Below are 14667 nucleotides of genomic sequence, written 5' to 3'. Positions count from 1 at the left end.
TTTTAGATGCTAGATTTGAATTGCTCTAAGAAACGCACGTCGTTTTCATAGAACATTCTGATGTCACCAATTTGGTAAAGTAACATAGCAATACGTTCGATTCCCATACCGAAGGCAAAACCGTTGTATTCTTCAGGATTGATACCACAGTTTTTCAAAACGTTTGGGTCTACCATTCCGCAACCCATGATTTCTAACCAACCTGTACCTTTGGTGATACGATAATCCGTTTCGGTTTTTAAACCCCAGTAAATATCTACTTCAGCACTTGGCTCTGTAAAAGGGAAATAACTTGGTCTCAAGCGAATTTTAGATTTACCAAACATTTCTTTAGTGAAATATAAAAGGGTTTGCTTTAAGTCGGCAAAGGAAACGTCTTTATCAATATACAACCCTTCCACTTGATGGAAAATACAGTGAGAGCGCGAGGAAACGGCCTCGTTTCTAAAAACTCTTCCTGGAGAAATTGTTCTTATAGGCGGTTTGTTGTTTTCCATATAACGAACCTGGACGGATGAGGTGTGAGTTCTCAGCAAAACATCTGGATTGGTTTGGATGAAAAAGGTATCCTGCATATCTCTTGCCGGATGGTATTCTGGCAAGTTTAAGGCGGTGAAATTATGCCAATCGTCTTCTATTTCTGGACCTTCGGAAACGTTGAATCCGATGGTAGAAAAAATATCGATGATTTGATTTTTTACTAAGGAAATAGGGTGACGAGAACCAATAGTTACTGGTTCTGACGGACGAGATAAATCTCCATAAAAGCCTTTTACTTCTTCTTTGCTCTCGAGTTCTTCCTGAATGGCTCTAACTTTTTCTTCAGCCACCATTTTCAAAGTATTGATTACTTGCCCGAAGTCTTTTTTCTGGTCATTAGGAATGTTTTTGAACTCGGTAAAAAGCTCTTTTAGCAAGCCTTTACTGCCTAAATATTTGATACGGAAATTTTCTAAAGCTTCCTTATTTTTAGTGTTGAATGCTTTAGCTTCTTCTATGTGTTCTTTAATCTTGTCTATCATCGGTCTTTTATTTCATACAATTCGCCCAAAGGCTCGGGTCGTTGAAGGTGCAAATTTAGGGAAAAGTTGGAAGTTAGAAGTTGGAAGTTGGAAGTTTTTAATCAATCACTTCTCTTTCCACGAAATAATTCACAATGGCTTCTTTCATTAAGACTGATTGTTCTCCAGCTTTCAATGGAGGTAATTCTTCTTTGACTTTGTAATGAGGCCAACCTTCTTTGTCAAAAAAATCGAATTCATAGAAACCATAAGGTTCTAATAAACGGCAGATGGCAATGTGCATCAGATTGAGTTTTTCGTCTTTTTTGAAAGTTTGGTGTATTTTTCCTAACTCTTGAACTCCGATTAGATATATAATAGCGTCCAAATCCAATACATCTCCTTCAGCAAACTGATTAGAAAGGATTTCAACGACTTTGTCCCAGCGGTTTTTTAATTGTTCGTCTCTTGACATAATTTTGATAAAAGAAAAAAGAAGCAAGAGAAAAGACTTATGCTTCTTGATTTAAATTTTGGCAAAGATACTTTGTTATTTTGAAAGGCTAATTTTTAATTTCTTTAATTGTGCCATCCTCAATCCAACCTGTAGTTTCGTCGGTGAGTTCTACTTTTTTCCAGTTAGCAATGCTTTCTAGAATGTAGACTTTTGTTCCTTCGTGAAGTAAGGTTGCTTCTTGACCACTTGCTTTTGGTTCGCTTTTAAGGGGTGTGCTTTCAGCAAAAATTATAGCAGGTCTTTCGTTTTCATTTCTGCTTTTTTCATAGAATCCAGAAGCTGCACTCAGAAAAATCCCTAACAACCAAAAGAACATTCCAATAAAGAAAACACGTTTCAAAATGGTTTTCTGTGAAAAATAATAGCCCACAAAAAAGAGTAAAAACAAGAAAGCAAAAACAACTGCAATCCAAGCCCAAGTGTCGTAATGATACTTTGAAGTAAAGTCAGCTAGGAGTTTGTTGAAACCCACTTTTGGAATTACTTTGATATCGTCAATGGCCATTTTTCTAGCGAATTCTAGGTTGGTTTTTATTTCGTTGTCATTTGGACTCAACAATAAAGCTTTCTCATAATTGTATATCGCTGGAGCTACTTTGTGAATCTTATAATAACAATTTCCAAGATTAAAATACAATTCAGCCGATTGTTTGCCAGTATTTAAAACACTTTCAAAACTAGTAATGGCCGCTTGGTAATTTTCTTTTTGATAGAATTGATTTCCTTGATCAAAAGCAGATTGTGCCCAAAAAACTTGAGAAACGAACAATAATAAAATAAGTATCTTTTTCATCTCCGTTTTATTTTAATTGCTTTTCTAGTTCAGAAATAATTTCTACCGCCTTGTCATAATCTTGCTGAATAGCGGTTTCAGAAGATTGCGCATAACGGGCCAACTCACAGTTTTCGGTTAAGTGAATAAATTCAGCAACGGTTGTAACATTTGCTTTTCGCGAAAGCAATAATTCGCTTATTTTTTCTTTGCTCATCTCCGAAGTCTCGATGTTTAATTTGGCTTTTAAGAAGTTGTGCATGGCTTTTTCTAATGCAATATAAAATGGCTCTTTGTTACCCAAATGTTTTTTGGCGTCGCCCAAATATTTTTTAGCCAAAGCATTAGATTTTTTGATTTTGTTGCCAACAATGTCATTATCAGAAGCCTCTTTTCTCTTTTTACCCACTATAAAAAACGGGATGGCTAAAAACGGCAAAGCCATCAAGGAGTAAAACAATCCCGAGCCTAAGAAGCCGTCTTTTTTAATAGGTTCCAAATGAGCCACTTGTTTGTTGTAAGCAAACGTTTTAGCCACTTCTGGTTTGGATTTTGTTGTCTCGTTTGAATTTGTTTTTTCTGAATTGGCCACACCAGGACCATCTAAAACCGTAATAGTTATAGGTTTGGATGTTATGGTTTTATAACTTGAAGAACCCAAATCAAAATAGGTAAAACGCAGAGGTTTTATTTGATAGTTGCCTTTGTCTTGTGGAATTATAGTGTATTTATCAGAAATTCTTCCTGTCATTCCAGTAAGCGGAGTCGAAACATTTTCATCGTGAACAGGATCATACATTTCTAAAGCGGAAGGCATAACAGGTTTTGGTAGCGTGAATAGTTTTAGGTTTCCGGTACCAACCACACTAACATCCAAATCTAAAGATTCTCCGTTTTTCAATAGTGTTTTCGATGGTTTTACTTGAAAATCAAAATGACCCACAGCTCCCGAAAAATCCTCAGGTTTTCCAGATTCTGGTAAAGCTCTAACGTTGATTACTTTGCTTCCTGCAGAAACACGTTTACTGTCTTCAGTCATCAAGGGTTGTCCCCAAAAATTTCTTCTATTGGTTGGCACTTGACAATCAATATCAAGAGATAAAGGTTCGATTTCTAGTTTTCCTGATTTTTGTGGATATAATACCGTTTTTCTCAATACAACATAACGATAGCGTTCTCCTTTGAATGTGCCGTCTTGAGCAACTAATTGTTTGATGTCAATATTTTGGCTCCAAAAATCATTGTATTTTGGTTTGTTTAACTCGCGCCAGTTTGAGATACCGATGTTATAACTGAAGTATAATTTGTAAACAACTGTTATAGGTTCGTTGAGGTAAGGATTGGCTTTTGAAATATCGGCAACTAAATAAATATTGTCATCGGCGCTAATGGCTGGCGCTTCGTTGGGATCTTTGGGAATTTCAACAGCATTTGTCACATTGACTCTTACAGGAGATGTTTTATAAGTCTGACCATTAATTTCGATGGAAGCTTGTCTAATCGTTAATGCTCCTTTTTGCGTCGGTAGTAAAATGTAGATGTAGGATTTGTTAAACGAACTTCTCCCATTAATCCAGGATTGACTTACCGATTGACTTGGTCCGCCAACGACTTTAAAACCACAGGCTTCAAAATTAGGTGGCACAAAATTATCACCATCAGCATTCATCGTAAAATCAATACGAAGACGCTCATTTACTCCCAAAGAATTCTTGCTCACTTTTGCCTCAAATTGTACTTGGGCCAAAAGGGAATTTGTCACTAAAAACAATAATACTATGCTCCTTTTCATTTTTTCAAATTTTCAGTTAACTACCAATCTTTATCAGTTTTTTTAGGGTTGGCTTGTACTTTTTGTTTGTTTACTTTTTCCTGAATTTTTTTCTCCTCATTATTTACGGCATCCAATAAATTTTCTAAACGTTGTTTCGAAATTCCTCCTGGTTGAGGTTTAGGTTGACCATCGTTTTGATTTTTATCGTCTTTTTTGTCTTTATCCTTATCGCCTTCTTTTTTATCCTTGTCTTTATCTTTTCCGTCTTTCTTATCGTCGTCCTTTTTATCCTTGTCTTTGTCTTTACCGTCTTTTTTGTCGTCTTTCTTATCGTCCTTTTTGTCTTTATTTTTATTGCCGTCTTTTTTAGGCGGATTGTTTTTAAGATATTCTTTTGCTAAAGCGTAATTGTAACGCGTTTCTTCGTCAGCAGGATTATTGCGCAAAGCATTTTTATAAGCTTCAACAGCATTGGAATAATCTTTATCTTTCATAAAAGTGTTTCCTATATTATGAAATGCTTGATGTTTCTCTGCTCTTGTTTTGGCCATTTTCAATGCTTTGGCGTAATGATATTTAGCTTCGGCAGCTTGATTTTGGCGGTAAATGGCATTTCCTAGATTATAAGCAGCAATTGCTTTTTTTGGATTTTTAGCATCAGAAATTCTGTATTCTGCTTCAGCATCGGCATATTTTTTTTCTGCAAAAGAATCGTTTCCTTCAGGCAAATGGGTATCTTTTTCCTTGTCTTGGGCTTTTGCCAAAAAAGAAATCAGAACTAAACTATATAAAAACAACTTTTTCATTTATTCCTTTTCGTTAAATAAGTTCATCTTTTTCACCCATTTGGTTTTTTTATCCAACAAGAAAACATCTAAAAGCAATAAGAAAAATCCAAATCCTAAGAACCATTGAAATTGTGATTTAAAATCGGCCATTTGGGTGCTTTCAAATTCTGTTTTTTGAATATTATCTAATGCATTTTTCACATAACCTAGAACCTCTTTAGTAGAATTTCCATCAACATAGCCTCCTCCAGAGTTTTTAGCAATGGTTTTTAAAACTTCTGCATTTCGTTTGGTAATCACAACTTCCCCATTTTGGTCCCGTTGAAAACTCTCCACAACACCATTTCGTTTTAATGGAATAGTTCCTCCTTTTTCGGTTCCAACCCCAATTGTCAATATTTTCAACCCAACTTTTTTTGCTTCTTCAGCAGCATCTGCAGCGCTATCAGAATGATCTTCACCATCGGTAATGATGATTAAAAGTTTGTTAGTTTTATCCTTTTTATCCACGTACGTTGTGGCCAAATTTATCGCTTGATCAATGGATGTTCCTTGTGCCGAAATCATGCCGGGATTCATACTTTGCAAGAACATTTTAGCCACACCATAATCTGATGTAATAGGTAATACAGGGAAAGCACTACCAGAATAAGCAATAATTCCAATTCGGTCGCTACCTAAATTGTTGATGATTTGAGAAACCAATTGTTTGCTTTTTTCCAAACGACTTGGAGCCACATCTTCTGCCAACATACTTTTTGAAACGTCAACGGCAAAAATAATCTCTATTCCCTCACGTTTTACCGTTTCCATTTTGGTTCCCATTTTTGGATTTACCAAACCAATAATCAAACAAGTTAACGCTAATAAAATAACAACTAACTTCAATATTGGCTTAAAAACTGATTTTTCAGGACTTAGTTTTTTGATTAATTCTAAATCACCAAATTCGCGTTGTTTCTTTCTTTTCCAGAATTGGATATACAAGAAAAGCATTGCCATTACTGGAATGACAATCAAGAAATACAAATACCATTTTTCTTCTAACTCGTACATAATTCTTTAGATAAAACTTCTATAAATTGTGTTTCGTAAACCAAATTCAATCAAAACTAAAATTCCAGCAATCCAAACAAACGGTCTGTATTTTTCGTCGTAATCATAGAATTTCAACTCTTGAATTTCAGTGGTTTCTAGTTTGTTGATTTCGTTATAAATAGCTTCTAATTTACTATTACTACTAGCTCTAAAATATTTTCCACCAGTATTTTTAGCAATCGTTTGCAACAAATTCACATCAATTTCAACAGGCATCATTTTGAATAAAAAGCCACCACCAGGCGCATAAGCATAAGGGAACATCGCATTCCCATTGGTTCCAATTCCGATAGTGTACACTTTTATTCCATATTCACGTGCTATTTGAGAAGCGGTTTCTGGCTCTATAAATCCTGCATTGTTTACCCCATCGGTCAAAAGAATAATCACTTTACTTTTGGCTTTGCTATCCTTTAATCGATTAACCGCTGTGGTCAATCCCATCCCGATTCCCGTTCCATCTTGCAAAACATTATCATATTTGATACTTTGAATCGCTTGCTGAACTATGGCTTTATCACTTGTAACTGGAGTTTTGGTGTAAGCTTCAGAGGCATAAACCACAATTCCGATTCTATCATTAGGTCTTCCTTTAACAAAGTTTTCCGCCACACTTTTCAAAGCTTCCATTCGGTTTGGCTTTAAATCTTTAGCTAACATACTTCCCGAAACGTCAATCGCCATTACTATATCAATTCCTTTAGTGGATTTGGTTTGGCTACTGATATCTACCTTTCTTGGTCGAGCCATGGCAATAATCAAAGAGCTTAACGCTAATAATCTCAATACAAACAAAATGGGTTTCAATTTAGCTAACAAAGACTTTTGAGCTTTGAAACCTTTCACTGAGCTTATTTTTAAAGTAGCCGATTGCTGTTTTCTTTTCCAGATGTACCAAACAAGGGCAGCTGGAAGTACTAAAAACAACCAGAAAAATTCAGGATTTAAAAAGCTTACCTCTTTCATTATTTCGCTGTTTGTAATTCAACCGAGTTCAACATTCTCTCTGCAATTTGCTGACCGTATTTATCCTCTTCGCGATGCATTACTAGGATTTCTTGTAAACCATCATCTTGTCCGAATAGCAACAATTCATAATACATTTTGGTTGATTTCCCTTTTATTTTATTTAAAACAGTCATAGTTCCGTAGGCTTTTTTACCAGTAATTCCTTGTTGTGTATCAAAGTCTTCCGTCTTTACGATAATATTTTGAGCCCCTTGTGATTCCATTAGGTTCAGATAATTTTCGGCTGTTTTATCTAAATCCATTTTCATAGGTTGCTTGTAAGTTACGGTAGAAACCGTAATGCTAAAGTCTTCCAAAATACTACCGTAAACAAAAGTTTGCATCTCTTTTATAATAGCAGCGGCATCTTTTGGTAACATTTTCTCTGCATCAATTCTTTTCAAGACTTTTGGCGTTTCTACTTTAACTCCAGGATTTCCATATTCACTGTACACCCATTCTCCTTCTACTAAATCTTTGGTTGGATGTCCAAGAATATTATCCCTTAAGTATTCGGTTCCTTTGAAATATGCTACACCCAAGACAAAAATCAATAACATGCCCATTACAATTCCGATGGTGGTAATGATTCGAACTCGTTTTTGTTTTTTTAATTTTTGTAAACGCGCTAGTTCTTTTTGTTGTTCGTTCCATTGTGTCAACTCATCATCTTCTTCCACAATTTCTGGAATTGATTTGTGAATGGTTACTATAGAGCTAGAAATTCGTTTTTTGTCCTCTTCAATTTCAAAATCAAGCGGTTTAACTTTGGCAAATTTTACCAAATCGGCTTGTTTTAATACCTTTTCTAAATTCTCTACTGTTTCGTTGGAAAGCTTTAATTTCTTTTGTTTAGCAGCTTTTCGAAGCCCTTCAATAAGTTCGGAAGTAGTACTTTCCATGGCTGGAATATGAATTTCTTCTTCAATATAATTTCGAGCAATATCGGTGAGTTCCGAGTAATAATGTTTGATTTCTCCTTTTTGCCAAAGTTCTTTTCCTTCCAATTGCTGTAATAAAGTAGTAGCTTTTTCGATTGGAGATTTGAAAACAATTTCTTCTACTTTAGGTTGACTCTGTCTTTTTTTGATGAATTTGTAGATAAAAAATCCAATAACTCCAATAGCAATTAAAATCAAAAGATAAATCCACCAAGAGCCAAGAGGCTTATCTACAATCGCAATATCTTTAATGTCATACATTTTTTGTTTCAATGTATCGACTTTAACGTTGTTAACTTCTACTTTGATACTATCAGAAAACGATGGTTTACCATTTATCAACACAGGAATTCTTGGGATAACATATTTTCCTGAATCGAATTGTGTCAGTCCGTATTTTTTAATCAATTCATAACGTGCACCATTTTTAACGGTGTCAATTTTATAGGATTGAATTACTTCTAAAGCGCCAAAATTCTTAGCTTCTGGGAATTTAACTTTAGACAATGTATCGACATCCGTTTTCAAAGTTAATTTGAATTCGGCTCCGATTTTGTTTTTAGTAACATTGACAGAAGTTGTCACTTTAGGTTGTGCCCAAAGCGCCATCGACAATAAGAATAAAAATAAAGCAAATTTACTTTTCATGTTTCTTATCTCGATTTAAAATAACCTAATAATTTGGTAACATAACTTTCATCTACACGAGTATTCACAGTTCCAGAACCACATTTTGAAAAGATATCTTTGAAGTAACTCACTTTCTCGCGATACTGTTGTTCATAGCTCAATCGCGCTTTTTTAGAGCCAGTATTTACTACTAGAATTTCTCCAGTTTCCGCATCTTCCATTTCTACCATACCAATATTTGGCATCTTTTCTTCCCGGATGTCATAAACGCGAACGCCTGTTATATCGTGTTTTTTTCCAGCTATTTTCAAGGTTTTCTCGTAATCATCCTCTACCATGAAATCGGAAATAACAAATACAATGGCTTTCTTTTTTTGAGTTCCTGAAAGAAATTTCAAAGCTTGTGATAAATCGGTTTTTTTGCTTTTTGGCTGAAATTCTATTAGCTCGCGGATGATTCTTAATACGTGTGATTTTCCTTTTTTGGGCGGAATGTATAATTCGATTTGGTCTGAAAATAAAATCAGTCCAATTTTATCATTGTTTTGTGTCGCTGAAAAGGCCATTGTTGCTGCAATTTCCGTGACAATCTCGCTTTTCAATTGGTTTTTAGTTCCAAAACTTTCCGAACCCGAAATATCAACCATTAACATCATAGTCAATTCTCGTTCTTCTTCAAAAACTTTTACGTAAGGTTCGTTGTAACGCGCTGTTACATTCCAATCAATGGCACGAATATCATCGCCAAACTGGTATTGACGCACTTCCGAAAAAGTCATACCCCGTCCTTTAAACGACGTGTGGTATTCGCCCGAGAAGATATGATCACTCAATCTTCGGGTTTTGATTTCGATTTTACGAACTTTTTTGAGTAAGTCTTTAGTTTCCATTTCGCAAACAGTTTTCAGTTTCTACTAAGGAACTTCTATTTCGTTTACGATTTTGTTGATAATGTCAACCGATGTGATGTTTTCCGCTTCCGCTTCGTAGGTAACACCAATTCTGTGACGCAATACATCATGAACCACAGCTCTAACATCTTCCGGTATCACATAACCACGACGTTTGATGAAAGCATAACATTTGGCAGCAGTGGCTAAGTTGATACTTCCACGAGGAGAAGCTCCAAAACCGATAAGCGGTTTCAAACTTTCTAGTTTATATTTTTCAGGATAACGAGTAGCAAAGACAATGTCTAAAATATATTTTTCTATTTTTTCGTCCATGTATACCTCGCGAACGGCTTCTTGTGCTTTTAAAATTTGGTCAACAGTAACCACTGGATTCACTTTTTCAGTAGATCCTTTTAAATTTTGACGAATGACCATTCTTTCTTCATCCATTTTTGGATAATCAATTACGGTTTTTAGCATGAAACGATCTACTTGTGCTTCAGGCAAAGGATAAGTTCCTTCTTGTTCAATTGGATTTTGTGTTGCTAAAACTAAAAACGGTCTTTCTAATTTGAAGGTCGTGTCCCCAATAGTAACTTGTTTTTCCTGCATCGCTTCAAGCAAAGCGGATTGTACTTTGGCAGGAGCACGGTTTATCTCATCGGCCAAAATGAAGTTGGCGAAAATAGGGCCTTTTTTTATTGAAAACTCATTGGCTTTAATGTTATAAATCATGGTCCCTACAACATCAGCAGGTAATAAATCTGGCGTAAACTGAATACGGCTAAAGCTACCGTGAACTGCCTGTGACAAAGTATTTATGGCTAAGGTTTTTGCCAATCCAGGAACCCCTTCTAAAAGAATATGACCTTGTCCTAAAAGTCCAATTAACAATCTTTCTACCATGTGTTTTTGACCAACAATTACCTTGTTCATTTCCATGGTTAGTAAGTCGATAAAAGCACTTTCTCTTTCAATTTTTTCATTAATTGCTCTAATATCTAAAGCGGTACCATTTTCTTCCATAGTATTCTATTTAAACTAATGTTTGAGTGTTTTAATTTTAACATTTCAAAAGTGAAAATTTAATCCCTTACAAGATGTTAATAATGCGTTAAAACTTTTTAAAACATCCCTATTTTAAGGATGATTTATGATTTTCTTTTTATAATTTTAAGACCTAATCTGTTTTCAAGATTTTTCGGTTGGCAAAATAATAAAATTTTCAAAAACCCAAAAAAATCAAAAAGCAGATTTTAAATAAGTTTAATGATATACAAATGAAAACAAAACTCTCACCCATTATTGCCGGAACCATGAATTGGGGCATTTGGGACAAAAAATTGAACACTTCCGAAATGGAGCATCTGATACACCTTTGTATCGAAAATCAAATCACGACGTTTGACCATGCTGACATTTATGGAGATTATACTACAGAGGCTGATTTTGGAAAGGCTTTCGCCAAAAGTAAAATAGATCGAAAAAACTTCCAGTTAATTTCTAAGTGTGGGATTCAGCACACCAATGGGAGAAAAAACAAAATAAAACACTACGAATATTCCAAAGAATATATCATTTGGTCTGTCGAGAATTCATTAAAAAATCTAGAAACGGATTATTTGGATGTGTTGCTTCTACATCGTCCTAGCCCTTTAATGGTTGCCGACGAAATAGCTGAAGCAGTGGCAAAATTAAAAGCAGAAGGTAAAATTATTGATTTTGGAGTTTCCAATTTCACGCCTTCACAAACAGAATTAATTCGACAAAAAACAGAAATCAGTTATAACCAAGTTCAGTTTTCAGCCACACATCATGAAGCGATGTTAGACGGAAGTTTTGATTATATGCAGTTGCACAACATTCGTCCGATGTCTTGGAATCCTTTAGGAACCGTTTTTAGAGAAGATATTGAACAAACCAGACGACTGAAAAAACTATTAGTGCAATTGGTCGAAAAATATCGTTTTGGAGCTGATACCATTCTTTTGTCATGGATTTTAAAACATCCAGCAAAAGTAATCCCAGTGGCAGGAACAGTCAATATTGCCCGAATTCAAGCTTTGATGAAAGCTACAGAATTGCAATTAGAACAAGAAGATTGGTTTGCTATTTGGACAGAAAGCATGGGAAATAAAGTACCGTAAAACCAATGATCAACAAGCGTCTTCTTATCAAAAACCTTCTGGCTCACAACGATGAGTGTAGTTTTTATGATAAGAAGCGGCAGTTGAATTTGCATACCAAAGAAGGAAAAGCCAAGTTTTTGAAACACATTTGTGCCTTGTCTAATTCTAATCCTTCTAACAATTCCTATATAGTTGTTGGGGTTGAAGACCAAGATAACGAAATCATGGGCGATGATTTTTTTGACGATAGTAGGATTCAGAATTTAGTCAATGCTTATCTCGAGAATCCACCAAAAATTCAATATGAAAATGTACCGTTTCCTAATTTACCAAAAGACAGAGTGGTTGGTTTGGTAACCATAAAACCCAAACATAAAACATCTTTTTTTAAGAAAAACATTCATACTATTTTAGCCAACACTGTTTTTGTTAGAGTAGGCAGCAATTCGATGCCTACGGAAGAAAAGATTCCGTATTCTAAGCAAAATATAGAAACTGTAATTAGTATTGAAAACAGTTCGCGCAACAGTATAGCTTACACACTTGATGGGGTGATTGATTTTGTGAACAACCGGCACAAAGACATGACTTCAAAGTATCATGTTTTCAAAGAATTGTTTGTAATTTGCTGGGCTGGAATTCCCAAAAAGATTAGAGATACAACCTATCTTTCGAGAGTAGATATTGAGTTGATTAATGAACAAGTAAAGTTATTTTACTCTGCGCTTGATGTGGTTTCTATTCGTTTTGATGAGCAAACTTTTACCATTATAGAACACGTGGCTTTGGGGCTTAATGACAAAACTAGTTATTATCCTTTGGAACAAGTTACCATCCGTTTTTTTGATAACGGGTATTATAAAATGGAAACTCAAATGCTCTTTGAACCACCAGCGTACAACAAAAAAATGTTGCATCATATTTACAATGCAAATTCGGCGCTAATAAGTAAGTTGCAAAAAAACATTTTGCTCACAGATAGAGAAACCAAAGATTTGGAAAACCTATCTTCAACATTGATGATATGCTATTTGAATGGTTTTGAGGATGCAAAGCAAAAATTAATCGATGCCAAAGCCTTTTTGAAAATGCAAAAAAACCCTACGGTATATTTGAGTTTCAAAGAAGCTATGCGGATTTTAAGAAAAATGAAATACAACGAAAAGAATGAGTAGAACATTAGTAATTGGGGATATACACGGTGGATTAAGAGCGCTTCATCAAATTATGGAACGGGCCAAGGTCTCGACAAAAGACACCCTTATTTTCCTAGGCGATTATGTTGATGGCTGGAGTGAATCACCTCAAGTTTTAGATTATTTAATGAATTTGAGCACCAAACAACCCTGCATTTTTATACGGGGAAATCATGACGAATTATTGTTAGATTGGTTGATTGGAAATACCAAAAACTTTGATGAGAAAATGTGGTTCAAACACGGTGGGGAAGCCACAATTATTGCTTATGCTTCTGTTTCAGATAAAAAGAAGAAACAACATATAGATTTCTTAAAATCATTACAAGACTACTATTTAGACGAACAAAATAGGTTGTTTATTCATGCTGGATTTACCAATATGAATGGGGTTGATTATGAATATTTCCCCAAATTATTTTATTGGGACAGAACGCTATGGGAAGCAGCATTGGCTTTAGATGCATCCATTTCAAAAGACAGTTTTTTATATCCAAAACGATTGACATTATACAATGAAATTTATATTGGGCACACCCCAGTTACTCGAATAGAGCAAACCATTCCTGTCCAAAAAGCATGTGTTTGGAATGTGGATACTGGAGCAGCTTTTAAAGGACCATTAACCATCATGGATGTTGATACTAAAGAATTTTGGCAAAGTGAGCCTTTGAATACTTTGTATTTTAATGAAAAAGGAAGAAATTAATTTAATTACTTTTGCAACAAAATAAAATGATTTTAAAAAGAATTCGAAGATTCACGAATACAAAAAAATAAAACATGAGTAAAAAAATAATTACAGCGGTTGCTATTGTTATGGTAAGTTTAGTAAACGCACAAGCCTATAAAGGGAAAGGAGATATCAAAGCCCAAGTGGGAATGAATATTCAAAATCACGGAACAGGAATAAACATTTCTACCGATTTTGGAATTGGTGAAAACATGTCCTACGGATTTGTAGCGTCCTATCTGCTTTCAGTAGATGAAGCAGCAGGGATAAAACCAACATTTGGAGATAGAGCCGATTTCAAAGCTCGTTTCAATGCCAATTTAGGAAGTGTTTTTAAATTAGACAAAGCCATGGATATTTATCCAGGGTTGGATTTAGGGACAAGAAATTTTGGAGGACATTTAGGATTTAGATACTTCTTTACGGACGGTTTTGGAATATACACGGAAGCAGGAGTTCCCTTGGCAAGATACGATTCAAATACTGAAGGATTCAAGCAATATAATAACCAATTTGTATTTCAGATTGGAGCATCATTTAATTTATAAAAAAACAGTAAAACATGAGCGTTATCGAACAAAGATTAAATGAAAGAAGCGGTTCCCAATGTGAATTGTGTGGTTCAACGGAAGACTTAAGAATTCATCTAACCAAAGAAGAATCTATATCTCTTGACAACTCGGTATTGGTATGTACAACTTGCAAAAACCAAATCGAAAATACTACTACAACTGATCCAAATCATTGGAGATGTCTTAGTGATAGTATGTGGAATGAAAACAAACCAGTCCAAGTAGTAGCATGGCGAATGCTTAACAGATTACGAGGCGAGGGCTGGCCTCAGGACTTATTGGACATGATGTATCTTGATGAAGAAACTTTGGTTTGGGCAGCAGCTACAGGTGAAGGGGAAGATGAAGAAGGTAAAATTGTGCACAAAGACAGCAATGGAAATATACTTAAAGATGGCGACTCAGTAGTCTTAATCAAAGATTTAGATGTTAAAGGAGCGAATTTCACAGCAAAACGTGGAGCAGCAGTGCATAACATCAAATTAGTTTGGGATAATGCGGATCAAATAGAAGGAAGAGTAGAAGGACAGCATATTGTTATTTTAACCCAATTTGTTAAGAAAACGAAATAATTAGATTTCACCAAAAACGAAAATTGACTTAACGTACAATTAA

General features: G+C 35.0%; 15 protein-coding genes. 5 read left to right on the top strand and 10 right to left on the bottom strand.

The window, feature by feature from the left end; all coding sequences use genetic code 11:
- Window positions 1-2: 2 nt before the first annotated feature.
- The 10 genes from OLM53_RS09330 to OLM53_RS09285 form a co-directional block, all read right to left on the bottom strand.
- Complete coding sequence (locus OLM53_RS09330) at window positions 3-1022, bottom strand: phenylalanine--tRNA ligase subunit alpha (protein WP_264519962.1); 1020 nt, start codon at window positions 1020-1022, stop codon at window positions 3-5.
- Between the two features lie 97 nt (window positions 1023-1119).
- Window positions 1120-1476 carry a hypothetical protein gene (locus tag OLM53_RS09325; RefSeq protein ID WP_264519961.1) on the bottom strand — a complete coding sequence of 119 codons (357 nt, stop codon included), beginning with the start codon at window positions 1474-1476 and terminating at the stop codon, window positions 1120-1122.
- 88 nt (window positions 1477-1564) lie between these two features.
- Complete coding sequence (locus tag OLM53_RS09320; RefSeq protein ID WP_264519960.1) at window positions 1565-2311, bottom strand: tetratricopeptide repeat protein; 747 nt, start codon at window positions 2309-2311, stop codon at window positions 1565-1567.
- A gap of 7 nt (window positions 2312-2318) precedes the next feature.
- Entirely contained in the window at window positions 2319-4082 is a 1764-nt protein-coding gene (locus tag OLM53_RS09315) for a BatD family protein (RefSeq protein WP_264519959.1), read from the bottom strand.
- Between the two features lie 20 nt (window positions 4083-4102).
- Window positions 4103-4870, bottom strand: coding sequence for a tetratricopeptide repeat protein (locus tag OLM53_RS09310; protein ID WP_264519958.1), 768 nt, complete (start codon window positions 4868-4870; stop codon window positions 4103-4105).
- A complete protein-coding gene (locus OLM53_RS09305) occupies window positions 4871-5908 on the bottom strand; it encodes a vWA domain-containing protein (protein ID WP_264519957.1) in 1038 nt (345 codons plus the stop codon).
- A gap of 6 nt (window positions 5909-5914) precedes the next feature.
- On the bottom strand, window positions 5915-6916 hold the full coding sequence (locus OLM53_RS09300) for a vWA domain-containing protein (protein ID WP_264519956.1): 1002 nt from the start codon (window positions 6914-6916) through the stop codon (window positions 5915-5917).
- Window positions 6916-8547, bottom strand: a complete 1632-nt coding sequence (locus OLM53_RS09295) for a BatD family protein (RefSeq protein ID WP_264519955.1) — start codon at window positions 8545-8547, stop codon at window positions 6916-6918. Before OLM53_RS09295 ends, OLM53_RS09300 begins: the two co-directional genes overlap by 1 nt.
- Before the next feature lie 5 nt (window positions 8548-8552).
- Window positions 8553-9419: a DUF58 domain-containing protein gene (locus tag OLM53_RS09290; protein ID WP_264519954.1), complete on the bottom strand. Its 867-nt coding sequence runs from the start codon at window positions 9417-9419 to the stop codon at window positions 8553-8555.
- Window positions 9420-9443: 24 nt separating this feature from the next.
- Window positions 9444-10448 (bottom strand): AAA family ATPase, encoded by a 1005-nt coding sequence (locus tag OLM53_RS09285; protein WP_264519953.1) that lies wholly within the window; start codon window positions 10446-10448, stop codon window positions 9444-9446.
- A 254-nt stretch (window positions 10449-10702) separates the two neighbouring features.
- Between OLM53_RS09285 and OLM53_RS09280 the strand changes: the two genes are divergently transcribed.
- From OLM53_RS09280 to OLM53_RS09260, 5 genes are all read left to right on the top strand, one after another.
- Window positions 10703-11569: an aldo/keto reductase gene (locus OLM53_RS09280; protein WP_264519952.1), complete on the top strand. Its 867-nt coding sequence runs from the start codon at window positions 10703-10705 to the stop codon at window positions 11567-11569.
- Between the two features lie 5 nt (window positions 11570-11574).
- Window positions 11575-12726, top strand: a complete 1152-nt coding sequence (locus OLM53_RS09275; RefSeq protein ID WP_264519951.1) for an ATP-binding protein — start codon at window positions 11575-11577, stop codon at window positions 12724-12726.
- Window positions 12719-13456, top strand: a complete 738-nt coding sequence (locus OLM53_RS09270) for a metallophosphoesterase family protein (RefSeq protein WP_264519950.1) — start codon at window positions 12719-12721, stop codon at window positions 13454-13456. Before OLM53_RS09275 ends, OLM53_RS09270 begins: the two co-directional genes overlap by 8 nt.
- Window positions 13457-13530: 74 nt before the next feature.
- Window positions 13531-14028: a DUF6646 family protein gene (locus OLM53_RS09265; RefSeq protein WP_264519949.1), complete on the top strand. Its 498-nt coding sequence runs from the start codon at window positions 13531-13533 to the stop codon at window positions 14026-14028.
- 14 nt (window positions 14029-14042) lie between these two features.
- The gene (locus tag OLM53_RS09260) at window positions 14043-14624 is read left to right on the top strand and encodes a PhnA domain-containing protein (protein ID WP_264519948.1); all 582 of its coding nucleotides are present in this window, start codon (window positions 14043-14045) and stop codon (window positions 14622-14624) included.
- The last annotated feature ends 43 nt before the right edge of the window (window positions 14625-14667 follow it).

Origin of the sequence: Flavobacterium sp. N1994 (assembly GCF_025947145.1) — a bacterium.
Lineage (GTDB): Bacteria > Bacteroidota > Bacteroidia > Flavobacteriales > Flavobacteriaceae > Flavobacterium.
The sequence above is the reverse complement of the archived record's forward strand: the minus strand, read 5'-3'. Positions and strand labels throughout refer to the sequence as shown.

Coding starts and splice junctions, on each gene's coding strand:
- OLM53_RS09290 (WP_264519954.1), bottom strand. CDS start 9,419: ATGGAAACTAAAGACTTACTCAAAAAAGTTCGTAAAATCGAAATCAAA.
- OLM53_RS09295 (WP_264519955.1), bottom strand. CDS start 8,547: ATGAAAAGTAAATTTGCTTTATTTTTATTCTTATTGTCGATGGCGCTT.
- OLM53_RS09320 (WP_264519960.1), bottom strand. CDS start 2,311: ATGAAAAAGATACTTATTTTATTATTGTTCGTTTCTCAAGTTTTTTGG.
- OLM53_RS09310 (WP_264519958.1), bottom strand. CDS start 4,870: ATGAAAAAGTTGTTTTTATATAGTTTAGTTCTGATTTCTTTTTTGGCA.
- OLM53_RS09325 (WP_264519961.1), bottom strand. CDS start 1,476: ATGTCAAGAGACGAACAATTAAAAAACCGCTGGGACAAAGTCGTTGAA.
- OLM53_RS09330 (WP_264519962.1), bottom strand. CDS start 1,022: ATGATAGACAAGATTAAAGAACACATAGAAGAAGCTAAAGCATTCAAC.
- OLM53_RS09305 (WP_264519957.1), bottom strand. CDS start 5,908: ATGTACGAGTTAGAAGAAAAATGGTATTTGTATTTCTTGATTGTCATT.
- OLM53_RS09270 (WP_264519950.1), top strand. CDS start 12,719: ATGAGTAGAACATTAGTAATTGGGGATATACACGGTGGATTAAGAGCG.
- OLM53_RS09260 (WP_264519948.1), top strand. CDS start 14,043: ATGAGCGTTATCGAACAAAGATTAAATGAAAGAAGCGGTTCCCAATGT.
- OLM53_RS09285 (WP_264519953.1), bottom strand. CDS start 10,448: ATGGAAGAAAATGGTACCGCTTTAGATATTAGAGCAATTAATGAAAAA.
- OLM53_RS09315 (WP_264519959.1), bottom strand. CDS start 4,082: ATGAAAAGGAGCATAGTATTATTGTTTTTAGTGACAAATTCCCTTTTG.
- OLM53_RS09265 (WP_264519949.1), top strand. CDS start 13,531: ATGAGTAAAAAAATAATTACAGCGGTTGCTATTGTTATGGTAAGTTTA.
- OLM53_RS09300 (WP_264519956.1), bottom strand. CDS start 6,916: ATGAAAGAGGTAAGCTTTTTAAATCCTGAATTTTTCTGGTTGTTTTTA.
- OLM53_RS09275 (WP_264519951.1), top strand. CDS start 11,575: ATGATCAACAAGCGTCTTCTTATCAAAAACCTTCTGGCTCACAACGAT.
- OLM53_RS09280 (WP_264519952.1), top strand. CDS start 10,703: ATGAAAACAAAACTCTCACCCATTATTGCCGGAACCATGAATTGGGGC.